This window comes from Actinophytocola sp., from assembly GCF_049647105.1.
Taxonomy (GTDB): domain Bacteria; phylum Actinomycetota; class Actinomycetes; order Mycobacteriales; family Pseudonocardiaceae; genus Actinophytocola.
The window spans coordinates 1-13,816 of the sequence record NZ_JBARWZ010000326.1; the positions used below are offsets into that span (position 1 = coordinate 1).

A 13,816-nucleotide genomic window follows, 5' to 3' on the forward strand; every position below is an offset into this window, starting at 1 on the left:
GTCCTTGAGCGCGGCGCGCCGCGCGCCGTCCTCGTCGGTCAGCACCGCGACCGCACCGGCCCGCACGGCCTCCGCCGCGAAGTCGGCGCCGTGCACGCGGGCACCGGGCAGCGCGGCGAACAGGTCACCGGGGAGCACGTGCTGTGCACGGAGAGTGGCGCCGGTGACGAGCACATCGGCGGCCTTCTCCTGGTGCTGGACGCGCGCGTCCGCCCGCGCCACCAACGTGGTGAGCGGTACTGGTTCGATCCTGGTGGGGCGAGGCGGTGCCGTGACGGCCTTGCCAACGAGCTTGGCGGGCACGTCGCGGAAGGTTACCTGCGCACGGAGGGCGATCAAGGACACCCTGGTGCAAACGGCCGCGTCACGTTCAGCTAGTCCGCCTCCCCGGAATTTGAAAGTGTCGGTCTCGACCCAGCGACAGCTGCGGACCGCAGGCGGTTAGTGGCTGGGTGCCGTCACGTTCCCCTGAGGTCACTGTTGGTCAGGCCCAGACGCTCGCACAAAGATCCACACGAACCGTCTGGTTCCGTCCAGTTCCGGGGAGGCGGACTAGCCGGGTGGGAGGCCTGGCAGCGGGTTGTCTGGAATGTCGTCTACCGGTTTTCTCCTGGGGAGGCGCAGGAACAGCGCGGCGACCATGCCGCCGACGAGACCGGCGACGTGCCCCTGCCACGACACCCCCTCGCGCCCGAAGCCGACCGAGTTCCACATCGGGTACCCGTAGGCGAGCGCGACACCGATCGAGATGACCACGTCAGCGGGCCTGCGGTCGACGAACCCGCGCAGCAGCAGGTAGCCGAAGTAGCCGAACACCACCCCGCTCGCGCCGACGGTCACACTGTCCACCGGCGAGAACAGCCACACCCCGAACCCGCCGATGACGATCACGACGAGCGTCATCATCAGGAACCGCTTCGGGCTCGGGATCGCCGCGATGACACCGAGGCTGAACAGCGGCAGCGCGTTGCCCGCGAGGTGCTCGATGCTGCCGTGCAGGAACGGCGACGTGATGATGTCGAGCAGGCTGCTCGGCTGCCGGGGCAGGATCCCGCCGGAGCGGGCGAGCGAGTAGTCGGTGCCCGCGTTGATCAGCTGCACGATCCAGAGCAGCCCGAGGAACACCACCATGAGCGACGCGGCGCGTCCGATGGGGCTCCCGAGTGTCCCTTCCTCGTCCGGTGTCGGCAGCGGCTTGGTCGGCAGAGTGCTCACGTTTCGAGTATTCGGCACACAGCCGCCCGCCGGAACCCCGAGACGATCACGGATCGCGGCCCACGGTCAGAAAAGTCTCCCCGCTGGTCCGAACGGGACGTCACCCGCCGAGCTTTGCGGCGGCCGCCGCAAGAAGCAGTACCTGACACGCCCGTGACGGCGGCTCAGAATCCGGCCCTGCGCAGCTCATCCAGTAGTGCGGGCCGACGCGAGTGCGCCATCCTCAACGACGCGACGAACCCGGAAACCGACTCCCCGCACCGCTCCGCGCACGAGGCCATCTCCTTCAACAGCACGCACGCCTCCCGGTAGCACTCCCGCCCACCCCGCGATAGGCACTCCGTCACCAGCGCCCGGTACGCGGCAAGCACCTCGGCCGGCTGCGTCTCCGCCCGGCTGCGCACGACCTCCGTCCCCGCGCAGTCGTGCTTCACCGCCGCCAGCCATGCCTCCTCGACGTCCCCGTCGTCCAGCAACGCGCCGACCAGCTCCTCTGGCGGCAGCACGTCCAGCGCCCACGGCCGCAGCCCCGACCACACCTTTGCCGAGACCGCCGTGTCCCGCAGGCGGCCGTAGCAGACCCGGGTCCGCGCCGAGCGGAGGTCGGCTTTCCGCAGCTCGACGGCATCGTCGCCGCGCTGGCCGTCCAGGTAGGACTCGACGAGCAGCTCGGTCAGCGACAGGTCGCGGGTCTCCGCCACCCCGCGTTCCGCCCACCGGATCGCCTCGTCGAGCCTGCCCGAGTGACGCAGCAGCGACACGATCTCCCGGAACGAACGCACGGCGGGCAGCCCGTCCGCGAACACGTCGACGAGCGTGTCGACGTCGCCGGAGGCCTTCGCCAGCTGTTCGCGCATGGCACGCAGCACGGCGTGGTCGGAGTCGTCGGAGTCACCGTCGAGTGCGTGCCACGCGTCGTCCACGAGCGTGCGGTACGCGGCCATGCCGGTCTCACCAAGCGGTTCCGCGAAGTCGCCGATGTCGATCGTGGGCCACGTCGGCCAGCCACGGCGCAGCTGGAACAGCCACGACGCCAGCTTCGCCGGGTTCGGGCGGGCCACCGCACACGCCCGCGCGTAGAGCTTCACCGCGCGCCTGCACACCCCGGCGACGTCGCCTGCCGAGTCGTCCACCGCGCCCATCGCGTCGACCAGCAGCTCCACGGCGTGCCGCGCGAGCGGCCGGGCCTCGGCGGCGTGGCCGGCGTCGACCAGGTCGCGGACCGTGTCGAGCACGTCCTTGGCCCTGGTGACGTAGCTGGCATCCGCGAAACCGTGGACCCGCAACGCGGTGTCGAGCTGCCTGCGCAGCACCGCCACCTGCGGCGCACCCGTGCTGCCAGCACGCAGCGCGAGCTGCCGGTACAGGCCGGGGTCGCGCTTCGCCTGCTCCAGCACGAGCGCCACCAGCTCGCGCTGGTCAAGCGACCGCAGGTACGCGTCGAGGTCGGCCTCCGGGCCCGGGGCACCGTCCGCGAGCAGCACCAGCCCGACCGCCACACAGTGCTTGCAGAAGTTCCCCTCGACGCCGAACGGACAGCCGCACTCGCCGACCAGCGCGGCCTTCTCTCTGCCGAGCCACACCTCGTAGACGTCCTTGCCCCGCACCGCCGCCCGCACGCCGAGCGCGGTCGGTTGCAGCTCCCCCACCGCGTCGACATAGTCCCGCCCACGGCGGAAGGACCCGTCGCCCGCGGCGGCACGCAGATCGTCCTCGGTGAACCACGCCATTGCGCAATCCAAGCGCACACCACCGACAAACCGGAAACCCGCAGGAAACCCGAGGTCGGTCAGCGCGTCATGAACCGGGCGATCTCCTCGCCGAGCCGCTCACCGGCGTCCTCCTGCAGGAAGTGGCCCGCGCCCTCGATGACCGGGTGGTCGCGCCCGGCCGCGCCGGGGACCAGCTTGCGCAGGATCGGCGCCATCGGCCCGGTGATCGGGTCGCCGTCGCTGAACGCGCAGAGGAACGGCCTGTCCCACTTCCGAAGCACCTGCCACGCCGCCAGGTTCGCGGGCGCCGCCGGATCCTCAAGAGAGACCGGCACGAGCCCCGGCATCAGCCGCGGCGCGATCTTGTAGGACTCGTCCGGGAACGGGGCGTCGTAGGCGGCACGGACCTCGTCGGACATCGGCTTCGCGCAGCCCGCCTGCACGAACCGGCCGATGTCGAGCGTCTCCGCGTTCTCCACCGCGCGCCGGAACTGCCACCACACCTTGGGCATGCCGTGCTCGCCGGTGGGCAGACCGGTGTTCGCGGCGACGATCCGCGCCACCCGGTCCGGGTGCTCCGCCGCGACCCGCAACCCGATCAGCCCGCCCCAGTCCTGGCCGACGACCGTCACGTCCCGCAGGTCCAGCGCGTCGAACGCCAGGGCGCGCACCCACTCGACGTGCGCCGCGTAGCTGTGCGCGGCCGCCGGTGGCTTGTCTGAGCGGCCGAAACCCACCAGGTCCGGTGCCACCGCACGGATCCCCGCGTCGGCCAGCACCGGCAGCACCTTGCGGTACAGGAACGACCAGCTCGGCTCGCCGTGCAGCAGCAACGCGACCGGGCCGTCCGCCGGGCCCGCCGTCACGTACGCCATGCGCAGCGTGCCGACCGTCGCGTACGACGGCTCGTATGGAAAGTCGGGCAGGCCGGCGAACCGTGCGTCGTCCGTGCGCAGAACCATGTCCAGCACACTACGGCGATCAGGGCAACAGCAGCGGGAGGTAGGGCGTCTGTTCCTTGGACAGCGGGATGTTGTAGGTCTGCGCGAGGTGCGAGGCGATGTCGTGGAACAGCGGCGCCGCGCTCTTGCCCTCCGGCGGGCCGCCGACGTACTTCGGCTGGTCGAGCATGATGCCCACGACGAAGCGGGGGTTGTCGGCAGGCAGGATGCCCGCGAACGTGATCCAGTACTTCTCCTGGCTGTACCGGCCAACGGCCTTGTCGAACTGCTGGGCCGTGCCGGTCTTGCCCGCGATCTGGTAGCCGGTCAGCGCCGCGGGCACGCCGGTGCCGCTGTTCTTGTTCGGCGCCTTCTGCACGACCGCGCGGAACATGTCGCGCACGGTCTTCGCGGTCTTCGCGTCGACCACGCGCACCGGCGTCGGCTTCGGCTCGGGGATCCGCTCGCCCTCCGGGGTGATCACCGCGGCCACGGCCCTCGGCGGCACCCGCACCCCGTCGTTGGCGAGTGCCTGGTACATGCCCGCCATCTGCAACACGGTCATCGCCAGGCCCTGCCCGATCGGCAGGTTGCCGAACGTGGACCCGGACCACTGCCCGCGCGGCGGCACGCTGCCCGGGCTCTCGCCGGAGAGGCCGACGCCAGTGCGGGCGCCCAGCCCGAGCTTCTTCAGCAGTTCCGCGTACTCGTCCTGCCCGCACTTCTGCGCGAGCATCAGCGTGCCGACGTTCGACGACTTCGCGAAGATGCCGGTCGTGGTGAGCGGCAGCGTCCCGTGGTCCCACGCGTCACGGATGGTGCGGTCCGACACCTGGATGCTGTCCTCCACCTGGTGCACGTCCAGCGGCGAGGTGACGTTCTGGCTGATCGCGCACAGTGCCGTGACGACCTTGTTCACCGAACCCGGCTCGTACATGTTGCCGACCGCCGGGTTGCCCATCGAGTCCCGGTTCCAGCCGGTGGTGGCGCTCGGGTCGAAGGTCTTGTCGTTGGCGAGCGCGTACACCTCGCCGTTCTTCGCGTCCATGATCACCGCGCTGCCGCCGCGCGCCTGCGACGTGGCCACGTAGTCCGCGAGCGACTGCTGCAGGAAGTACTGCAGGTCGGCGTCGATGGTCAATTCGAGGTCGGAGCCGTCGACGGCGGGCCACACCCGCTTGGTGCCCGGGATGAAGACGCCGTCGTCGCCCAGTTCGGTGGCCACCTCCTGGCGGCCCGCCTTGCCCGCGAGCTGGTTGTCCCGCAACGACTCAAGGCCGGCGAGCCCGTGCAGGTCGTGCTTGGTGGCGTCCCGGTCCTCGGTGCGCCAGTTGGCGACGCCGATGATGTTCGCGGCGGTCGTCTTGCCCGGGTACTCACGCTCGGCGCGGTACTCCAGGATGACCGACGGATACTTGTCCTGGATCTCCCTGGCCAGCGCCGGCTCGACGTTGTGCGCCAGGTAGACGAAGTTGGTGTCCTTGCGGAGCTTGCCGAGCAGCTCGCCCTTCGACACCACGCCACCGAGCTTCGCGGCCATGTACCGCGCCATGTTCTCGGTCTCGGTGTCGAAGTTCAGCGGTTTCGCGTCGGACTCGTCCTTCTCGAGGTTCTCGTTGTAGGTGTCGATGTCCTTGCGCTGTGCCTTCGGCCGGAACGCGAGCGTGCGTGACTCGACGCTGAACGCGAGCTCCATCCCGTTGCGGTCGAGGATCGACCCGCGGTGCGCCGGCAGGTCGATCTCGGTCATGCGCTGCCGTTCCGCCTTCGCGGCGAGCGCCTCGGCCTCGAAACCCTGGACCTGCACAAGCTTCAGCCCGGCCGCGACCAGGGCCGCGATGAGGAGGAACCGCACGACCACCACCCGGATGTGGTGGTTGGGTGGCTTGCGCTTCTTGCGAACCAGCTGCCGGGGACCGGTCGACACCTTGCGCGGCGGCGCCACCCGGCGATCGGACCCGTGCATGGCGGAACGCGGTGGGCGCCCCCGGGACGTGCCACGCCCGGGTGCGCCACCGCGCGCAGGTGCCCCGGACGCGGCGACCCGTCGCACCGGCCTGCGGACCGGCGCGCCCGGCCGCCGCGGCCGGTGTGCTCTGGGTTGCCCCGGCATCAGCCACCTCCGGCGGCAGCCGGTAATGGCACGTCCAGGGCGTCGAGCCGATCACGCGACATCAGCCGGCTCCCTGCCCGCCGGGCGGGAGCGGCTGCTGCTGGTCATGGTTCGCCTGCGGGTTCTCGATCGCGGGCGGTGCGGGCGGTGCCACCGGTGTCGGATCGCCGACGACCACGACCGTGCCGTCCGGCTGCACCACGAGCCGGGCCGGGTCACCTGCCGGGACCATGCCCATCGCCTTCGCTCGCTCGGCCAGCGACGCCGCCGACTCCTTCTCGGTCACCTCGCGCTGCAGCACCGCCGCGCGCTCGGCCAGCCGCTCGGTGTCCTGCTTCGCCTGGTCGAGGCGGTAGGAGTCGGCGATCGCCTGCGTGGACAGCCACAGCGTGGCCGCGACGCCGACCACCAGCAGCACGATGATCAGCACCGCGAACGACACGCGGCCCGCGCCGTGGTCGAGGTCGTCATCCACCGCGCGCTGGATCGGGCGGCCCTCGCGCTGGGCCCGCCGCGCGTAGGCGCGCTGGGCCGCGGCGGATCTCGCCCGGCCCGGCGCCGAGGTACGGGTCGGCGCGGGCGGGCTGTCGACCGTGTCCTTCACCCTGGCGCGAGTCGGTTCTGCCTGGATCGTCACGTTGCCTCCAGAATCCGCTCGGCCGCACGCAACCGGACCGAGGCCGCCCGCGGGTTGTGTTCGATCTCCTGTTCGTCGGCCTGCTCCGCACCCCTGGTCAGCAGCCGCACCTGCGGGCCGTGTCCTGGCAGCTCCACCGGCACGCCCTGGGGCGTGCGGGACTTGGCCAGCCCGGCAAGCGCCTGCTTGACGATGCGGTCCTCCAGTGACTGGTAGGACTCCACCACGATCCGCCCGCCGACCCGCAGCGCACGCAGCGCGGCGGGCACCGCGGCACGCAACGCGTCCAGCTCGCCGTTGACCTCGATGCGCAACGCCTGGAACGTGCGCTTGGCCGGGTGCCCGCCGGTGCGCCGCGACGCCGCCGGGACGGCCTCGTACAACAGCTCGACCAGCGGGGCGCTGTTCGTGAACGGGGTGGTGCCCCTGGCACGGACGATCCGGTCGACGATCCGCTTCGCGAACCGTTCCTCGCCGTAGTCGCGCAGGATCCGCACCAGGTCACCGGGCGGGTAGGTGTTCAGCACCTCCGCCGCGGTCAGCTCGGCCGTCGGGTCCATCCGCATGTCCAGCGGCGCGTCCTTGGAGTACGCGAAGCCGCGCTCGGCGACGTCCAGCTGCATCGACGACACGCCGAGGTCCATGAGCACGCCCGCGACGCCGCCGCGGGGCGCGATGCCCAGCTCGGACAGCACGTCGGGCAGCTCGTCGTAGACCGCGTGCACGAGGTGGACCCGGTCGCCGTGGCGCGCGAGGCGGTCACGGGAGCGGGACAGCGCGTTCGGGTCCCGGTCGAGGCCGACCATGGTGAGCGCGGGGTGCGCGGCGAGGAGTGCGTCGGCGTGCCCGCCGAGGCCGAGGGTGGTGTCCACGAGGACGGCCCCGGGCTGGGTGAGCGCGGGCTCGAACAGTGCGAGCACCCGGTCCAGCAACACCGGAACGTGTGCCGTCGAGTTTTCGCCCATGCCGAATACACCCCCTCTCCCGCCAAACAAATCCAGCGGGTGCCGCCAGGTCCCCGCCCGCTCGTCGAACCTGGCGCCGGGGAAGGTGTGCCAGGGTCGAAGGCGAGCGGAACGGAGGCCTGGCGGCACCCGCGTGTTTCCGTGCCCGAGTTCCGTTCCCGTCAGAACACGCCGGGCAGGACTTCCTCCCGTGCCTGGGAGTAGTCGTCCTCGTGTTCGTCCAGGTAGGTCTGCCACGCTTGCGCGTCCCAGATCTCCAGGCGGGTGATCGCACCGATGACCACGCACTCCTTGGTCAGCCCCGCGTAGCGGCGGAGCTCTGGTGCGACCGCGATCCGCCCCTGGCCATCGGGTCGCTGCTCGTCCGTTCCGGCGAACAGGTACCGCTGGTAGGCGCGAACCGCCTCGTTCGTCAAGGGTGCGGCGGCCACCTTGCGTGCCATTTCCTCGAACTCGGCTCGCGGGAAGACGTAGAGACAGTGGTCCTGACCCTTTGTCACCATCAGCCCACCCGCGAGGGCGTCCCGGAACTTGGCAGGCAGCGTGAGCCGCCCCTTGTCGTCCAGCTTGGGGGTGTGCGTACCGAGGAACATCGGGGTCCGCACCTCCCCACCGGTCCGTGCGGACCAGCCATGAGGCCCCCTTCTGCCCCACTTGCCGCCACCGTACCCCACTTTTCACCACAGTCAACGGCGAATGGCCGGATTCCGTGGCCCGGTTCGCATTGTTTACGCAGGTCAACAGGTGGGGGGCAAGGTGGGGCCCTGTGGTGGGACTCCCCCATCCGGGTGCTGAAACAGCGGCCGAGGGTGCCCACTCAGGCGGCCGAACGGACTGATTCCGGTCCGGTCGGGTTCACGGTGGGGCGTCGTTGGGAACTCCGGTGGGGAGAAGTGGGAGACCATGGCTCGTGGCCAATTCGTCCATCCGGGACGCAGCCGGGCAAAGAGGCGTACAAGATAGTAAGGACACCCGCACCTCTTTGCCATCGCCGAGGGGTGGGGTACTTCTCGCAGGTTTGACACACTTCGGAGCAGGCTCTGCTGGGGCCCACGAAGTTCTCAGGAGGTCGCGTGACGTCGAGTACCCCACCATCGGCGCTGCCTGGTAATCCTTACTCGGCGCATGGCGGCGACCCCTACGCACAGCCCGTGGCCGGCGCGAACGGTGACCAGCCTGCGCAGTCCGCTCAGCAGCACTACCGGCAGGTCTCCCCGCTCGATGAGCTGGGCGCCGCCGCACAGCGGATCGCCGCGAACGTCGAGCGGGTGCTCGTCGGCAAGCCGGAGGTCGTCCGCATCGCGCTCGTGACGCTGCTCGCCGAGGGCCACCTCCTCGTCGAGGATGTCCCCGGGGTCGGCAAGACGTCGCTCGCCAAGGCGCTGGCGCGCTCCATCGACTGCACGGTGAGCCGCATCCAGTTCACCCCGGACCTGCTGCCCTCCGACGTGACCGGCGTGTCGATCTTCAACCGGCAGACCAACGAGTTCGAGTTCCGGCCCGGCCCGGTGTTCGCGAACATCGTGGTCGGCGACGAGATCAACCGCGCCTCCCCCAAGACCCAGTCGGCGCTGCTCGAGTGCATGGAGGAGGAGCAGGTCACCGTCGACGCGCACACCTACCACCTCGAAGCGCCGTTCATGGTCATCGCGACCCAGAACCCGATCGAGATGGAAGGCACCTACGCGCTGCCGGAGGCGCAGCGCGACCGGTTCACCGCACGCGTGTCGATCGGCTACCCCGACCCGGCCGCCGAACTGGCGATGGTCGACGAGCACGCGGGCCACAACCCGCTCGCCGACCTCCAGCCGGTGTCGCACGCCGACCAGGTCAAGAACCTCGTCGAGACCGTGCGCGCGGTCAAGCTCTCCCCCGAGGTCCGCCGCTACGCCGTCGAACTGGTGTCCGCGACGCGACGGCTGCCGGAGATCCGGATCGGCGCGTCGCCGAGGTCGACGCTGCACCTGGTGCGCGCGGCCCGCGCGCAGGCCGCGTTATCGGGCCGGGACTTCGTGGTCCCCGACGACGTGCACGCCGTGGCCGTACCGGTGCTCGCGCACCGGCTCGTGCTGACCCCGGAGGCCCAGGCGGGCCGCCGTTCCCCCGCCGAGCTGATCCGCGCACTGGTGCAGCGGGTACCGGTGCCGCAGTCGGGGCCGCCGTCCGGTTCCGAGTGGGCCGCACGCGGGAACAGGTAGCCGGGCCGTGGCGCGGCCGCTCCGAGGTGCGCTTTCTGGTCTGACCACGCGTGGGCGCTGCCTGCTCGCGGCCGGGCTCGCGGCTGCGCTGTGTTCCTTCGTGCTGAACGAACGGGACCTGTTGCGCGTCGCCGTGTTCGTGGTGGCGCTGCCGATCCTCGTGTGCCTGCTGACCGCGGTGGCGCGGGTCGGCCTGCACGCGCAGCGGCAGATCAACCCGAACCGCACCCCCGTCGGCGGGCGTGCCGAGGTGACACTGCACATCACGTCCACAGGACGGCTGCCGACCGGTGGGCTGCTCGTGTCCGACGGCGTGCCCTACTCGCTCGGCGGCAAGCCGAGGTTCGTGATCGAGCACCTGCCGAGGCACACCGGCACCCGGCTGCGCTACCACGTGCAGCCGATGCTGCGCGGCATCCAGCAGCTTGGCCCGCTGAAGGCGACGATCACCGACCCGTTCGGGCTCGCCGAGTTCGAACGGGAGCTCGCGCACACGTCGCGGCTGATCGTGGTGCCGCGCGCGGTGAAGCTCGCAGGCGTGCCGGGCGGGTCCGGGCTCGGCTCCGGCGACGACGGCTCCGTGCGGCTCAACGCGGGCCAGGGCGAGGACGACGCGATCGTGCGCCCGTACCGGCAGGGCGACGACCTGCGGAAGGTGCACTGGCGGTCGACCGCGAAGCGCGACGAGATGATGGTGCGCGTCGAGGAACGCCCGTGGCGCGGCGGCACGACCGTGATGCTCGACCACCGCGCGGCCGCACACCGCGGCACCGGCGCGAACTCGAGCCTCGAGTGGGCCGTGTCGTTCGCGGCCAGCGTCTGCCTGCACCTGCACCGGTACGGACAGCGGATCCGGCTCGTCACCGAGTCCGGCGGGCTGATCGTGCGGGACACCGGCGACGGCACCCACAACGACCACGCCGTGCTCGACGCGCTGGCCGCGCTGACCGCCACGCCGACGACGAGCATGAACAGCCCGAACGACCCCGCGGGCGGGCAGGAGCTGATCGCGATCCTCGGCGCCACCACACCGGAGTCGCTGTCGGCGCTGCTCGGCCACCGGTCGCGGGGCACGCGGAGCCTCGCCGTGCTGCTCGACACCACGGCATGGGCCGCGCAGGACGAGGGCGCGGCCGGTACGGACATCGACGGCGCGACCGCACTGCTGCGCGGCGCGGGCTGGGGAGTCACCGTCGCGCGGCCGAACACCCCGATGACGGCCACGTGGGCGACGCTCTGCCGCACCCACGGCACCCGCGCCGACTCGGTGATCACGGGATAGGGAGTGGCACGACCGTGACGACAGCAACCCCGACCCGCCCGCCTGGCAGACACACGCCACTGCCACCACCACCGCCTCCCGGTGGCGAGCTGACCTCGGCGCAGTGGTCGATGACCGTCACGCCGGTGGTCGCGGCCGTCACCACGCTCTGCGCGTCGCTCGCGCTGTCCGGTGTGATCGAGGGACTCCGGTGGTGGGGCTACGCGGGTGTCGCCGTCACCGTGGTCACCGCCGTCGGTCTCGGGCTGCGTGCCGCGCGGACCCCGATCCTGCTGGTCGGGCTCGCGCAGATGTTCGCGCTGATGTGCCTGCTCGTCGCGTTGTTCACCAACGAGGGGGTCCTCGGGATCCTGCCGGGGCCGGACTCGATCGCGGAGCTGGGCAGCGTGCTCCAGACGTCGGTCGAGGTGGTGCGGACCGGGGTGCCACCTGTGCCCGCGACCCAGGCCGTGCTGTGCCTCGTGGTGATCGCGATCGGGCTGGTGGCCGTCCTCGTCGACACGCTCGCCGTGTCCGCGGGCACGCCCGCAGCGTGCGGGCTGGTGCTGCTGTGCGTGTACGCGGTGCCCGCGTCGCTCGCCGACGAGATGCTGCCGTGGTGGGCGTTCGTGCTCGGCGCGCTGTCGTTCGCGGCGCTGCTCGCGGTCGACGGCGCGCACCGCCACCAGATGTGGCGCAACCGGCCGACCGTCCAGGGCACCAACGGCGGCCTCGGCGGGCCGGCCTCACTGGTCGCGGGCGCGGTCGCGATCGCGTTGTTCGCCGGTGCCACGGTCACCTGGATCGGCACGATCGGCCAGCTGCCCGGCGGCGAGAACGGTGGCGGCGAGGGCGGTCTCGGCCTCAACCCGTTCACGTCGCTGCGCGGCATGCTCGACCGCGAGGGCAACGTCGAGCTGTTCCGGGTGTCGGGCATGGACGACGAGCGGGCCCGCTACCTGCGGGCCATGACGCTGCCGATGTACGACCGGACCGGCGGCTGGCGCCGGGACAACGAGCGGGAGCTGCCGCGAGGTGTCGAGGTGGGCGGGGACCTGCCGCGGCCGAAGGGGGTCGGGCAGCCGGATCCCGACGACATCGTCGACCTCCAGATCGAGCCGGTCAACTCCAAGGACTACTGGGCGCCGGTGGCCGGTATACCGGTCTCGCTGGACGGCCTGCCCGACGACATGCGCTACGACGCCGAGAGCGGCATGGTCTACGGCGAGTCGCGGCGCTCGCTGCCGATGTACAGCGAGCAGGCCGACATGACCGAGCCGAGCCGCGACCAGCTGGCGGGCGACGGCGACTTCACCGCCGAGGGCCAGGTCCCGGGGAAGTACCTGCATGCGGAAGGACTGCCGCAGTCGGTCGTCGACCTCGCGTGGCGGTTGTCGTCGGGCAAGTCCACGACGTACGCGAAGGTCCACGCGATCAAGGACTACTTCTCACCCGGCAACGGCTTCCAGTACGACACCGAGACCGGGACCGGCTCCGACGACAGCGCGCTCGAGGACTTCCTGTTCGACAGCAAGACCGGGTTCTGTGAGCAGTACGCGTCGGCGATGGCGATCCTGTTGCGGGCGGCGCGGATCCCGTCCCGCGTCGCCATGGGGTACACCGGCGGCTACTCGAACGGCGAGTACCGGACGATCACCACGCAGAACGCGCACGCGTGGGTCGAGGTGTTCTTCCCGTCGGCGGGCTGGGTGACCTTCGACCCGACGCCGCTGTCCGACGGCACGACCTACAACCCGCCGTACGCCTCCGACACCGGCTCGTCCGGTCCGGAGGACGACCCGGAGAACCCGCGTGGGACCTCCGCCGCGCCGACCGCGCCGAGCGCGCCGACCGGCACGCCGGAGGACGAGGAGACCACGGAGGCGGGCGCGGGCGGGAACGACCGGCAGGAGCAGTCGACGGTGCTGTGGGTGTGGGTGGCGATCGTGCCGCTCATGCTGGTCGCGGTCGTGCTGACGGCGATGGTGGCCGCCTCACGCGGCAGGCCGAGGCGGCGGGGCCAGTTGCTGCCACTGGCGCTCGCGGCGTGGGCACTGGCACTGGTGTTCTGCGCGGCGCTGGTGGCGTGGTGGCTGGCGGTGCTCGTGGTGGTGCTGCTGATCGCGGCGTTCCCGGGCGTGGTCCGGGAACGCAGACGCCTCTCGCACCGGCACGACATCCACACGAACGCGCCCGGCGCGGCGACGTCGGCGTGGCGCGAACTGCTCGCCGAGTCACGGGACCGGGGCATCGAGGTCGCCAGCACCGAGACGGTCCGCACGGCCGCCCGCCGCATGGCACGCGAGCACTCCCTGGACGAGGGCGGCAGACGCGCACTACGCACCGTCGTCGGCGAGGTGGAACGCTCCTGGTACGGCGGCCAGCACACCCCCGACCCAAACCTGGCCCCCGCCTACGACAACCTGATGGAAGGCATCCGCCGAGGCGCCCCCCTAGGCTGGCGAGCCAAACTCCTCCCCCGCTCAGTACTAAACCGCTAACCCACCAAACCCCGCGAGTCCACGCTTCAGAACCCGCGAGTCCACGGTTCAGAACCGGTGAGTTGGCGGTTCGGAACTCGCGAGTCCACGCTTCAGAACCCGCGAGTTGGCGGTTCGGAACTCGCGAGTCCACGGTTCAGGACCCGCGAGTCTTCGGTTCGGACCGGTGAGTCCACGGTTCGGAACTCGCGAGTCCACGGTTCAGGACCCGCGAGTTGGTGGTTCGTCTCCATCGGAGTCAGGGCCCGAACGGCAAACTCGGCGGTCCCGAAC

The 13,816-nt window shown here is 71.2% G+C and carries 11 protein-coding genes; 3 read left to right on the top strand and 8 right to left on the bottom strand.

The genetic code is table 11. From position 1 onward, the window contains the following. The 8 genes from WBA97_RS39985 to mraZ all read right to left on the bottom strand — a co-directional run. Positions 1 to 303, bottom strand: a 303-nt coding sequence (locus WBA97_RS39985; protein WP_424236443.1) for a Mur ligase domain-containing protein, incomplete at its 3' end; no start/stop codon positions are given. A gap of 249 nt (positions 304 to 552) precedes the next feature. Next, complete coding sequence (locus WBA97_RS39990; protein ID WP_424236445.1) at positions 553 to 1,215, bottom strand: rhomboid family intramembrane serine protease; 663 nt, start codon at positions 1,213 to 1,215, stop codon at positions 553 to 555. Between the two features lie 164 nt (positions 1,216 to 1,379). Then, positions 1,380 to 2,945, bottom strand: coding sequence for an SWIM zinc finger family protein (locus tag WBA97_RS39995; RefSeq protein ID WP_424236446.1), 1,566 nt, complete (start codon positions 2,943 to 2,945; stop codon positions 1,380 to 1,382). Between the two features lie 59 nt (positions 2,946 to 3,004). Then, complete coding sequence (locus tag WBA97_RS40000) at positions 3,005 to 3,889, bottom strand: haloalkane dehalogenase (RefSeq protein ID WP_424236448.1); 885 nt, start codon at positions 3,887 to 3,889, stop codon at positions 3,005 to 3,007. A gap of 19 nt (positions 3,890 to 3,908) precedes the next feature. Continuing rightward, a complete protein-coding gene (locus WBA97_RS40005) occupies positions 3,909 to 5,834 on the bottom strand; it encodes a peptidoglycan D,D-transpeptidase FtsI family protein (protein WP_424236450.1) in 1,926 nt (641 codons plus the stop codon). A gap of 208 nt (positions 5,835 to 6,042) precedes the next feature. Continuing rightward, the gene (locus WBA97_RS40010) at positions 6,043 to 6,618 is read right to left on the bottom strand and encodes a septum formation initiator (RefSeq protein WP_424236452.1); all 576 of its coding nucleotides are present in this window, start codon (positions 6,616 to 6,618) and stop codon (positions 6,043 to 6,045) included. Next, positions 6,615 to 7,583: a 16S rRNA (cytosine(1402)-N(4))-methyltransferase RsmH gene (gene rsmH, locus WBA97_RS40015; protein ID WP_424236454.1), complete on the bottom strand. Its 969-nt coding sequence runs from the start codon at positions 7,581 to 7,583 to the stop codon at positions 6,615 to 6,617. Before rsmH ends, WBA97_RS40010 begins: the two co-directional genes overlap by 4 nt. A 161-nt stretch (positions 7,584 to 7,744) precedes the next feature. After that, positions 7,745 to 8,176, bottom strand: a complete 432-nt coding sequence (mraZ, locus tag WBA97_RS40020) for a division/cell wall cluster transcriptional repressor MraZ (protein ID WP_133905960.1) — start codon at positions 8,174 to 8,176, stop codon at positions 7,745 to 7,747. Positions 8,177 to 8,809: 633 nt separating this feature from the next. Here mraZ and WBA97_RS40025 point away from each other — a divergent pair. From WBA97_RS40025 to WBA97_RS40035, 3 genes are read left to right on the top strand one after another with little or no spacing between them, the layout of a single operon-like run. Beyond that, on the top strand, positions 8,810 to 9,781 hold the full coding sequence (locus tag WBA97_RS40025) for an AAA family ATPase (protein WP_424236461.1): 972 nt from the start codon (positions 8,810 to 8,812) through the stop codon (positions 9,779 to 9,781). Between the two features lie 7 nt (positions 9,782 to 9,788). After that, positions 9,789 to 11,063: a DUF58 domain-containing protein gene (locus WBA97_RS40030; protein WP_424236457.1), complete on the top strand. Its 1,275-nt coding sequence runs from the start codon at positions 9,789 to 9,791 to the stop codon at positions 11,061 to 11,063. A gap of 14 nt (positions 11,064 to 11,077) precedes the next feature. Next, positions 11,078 to 13,543 (top strand): transglutaminase TgpA family protein, encoded by a 2,466-nt coding sequence (locus WBA97_RS40035; RefSeq protein ID WP_424236459.1) that lies wholly within the window; start codon positions 11,078 to 11,080, stop codon positions 13,541 to 13,543. The last annotated feature ends 273 nt before the right edge of the window (positions 13,544 to 13,816 follow it).

Coding starts and splice junctions, on each gene's coding strand:
- WBA97_RS40000 (WP_424236448.1), bottom strand. CDS start 3,889: ATGGTTCTGCGCACGGACGACGCACGGTTCGCCGGCCTGCCCGACTTT.
- WBA97_RS39995 (WP_424236446.1), bottom strand. CDS start 2,945: ATGGCGTGGTTCACCGAGGACGATCTGCGTGCCGCCGCGGGCGACGGG.
- WBA97_RS40005 (WP_424236450.1), bottom strand. CDS start 5,834: ATGCACGGGTCCGATCGCCGGGTGGCGCCGCCGCGCAAGGTGTCGACC.
- rsmH (WP_424236454.1), bottom strand. CDS start 7,583: ATGGGCGAAAACTCGACGGCACACGTTCCGGTGTTGCTGGACCGGGTG.
- mraZ (WP_133905960.1), bottom strand. CDS start 8,176: ATGTTCCTCGGTACGCACACCCCCAAGCTGGACGACAAGGGGCGGCTC.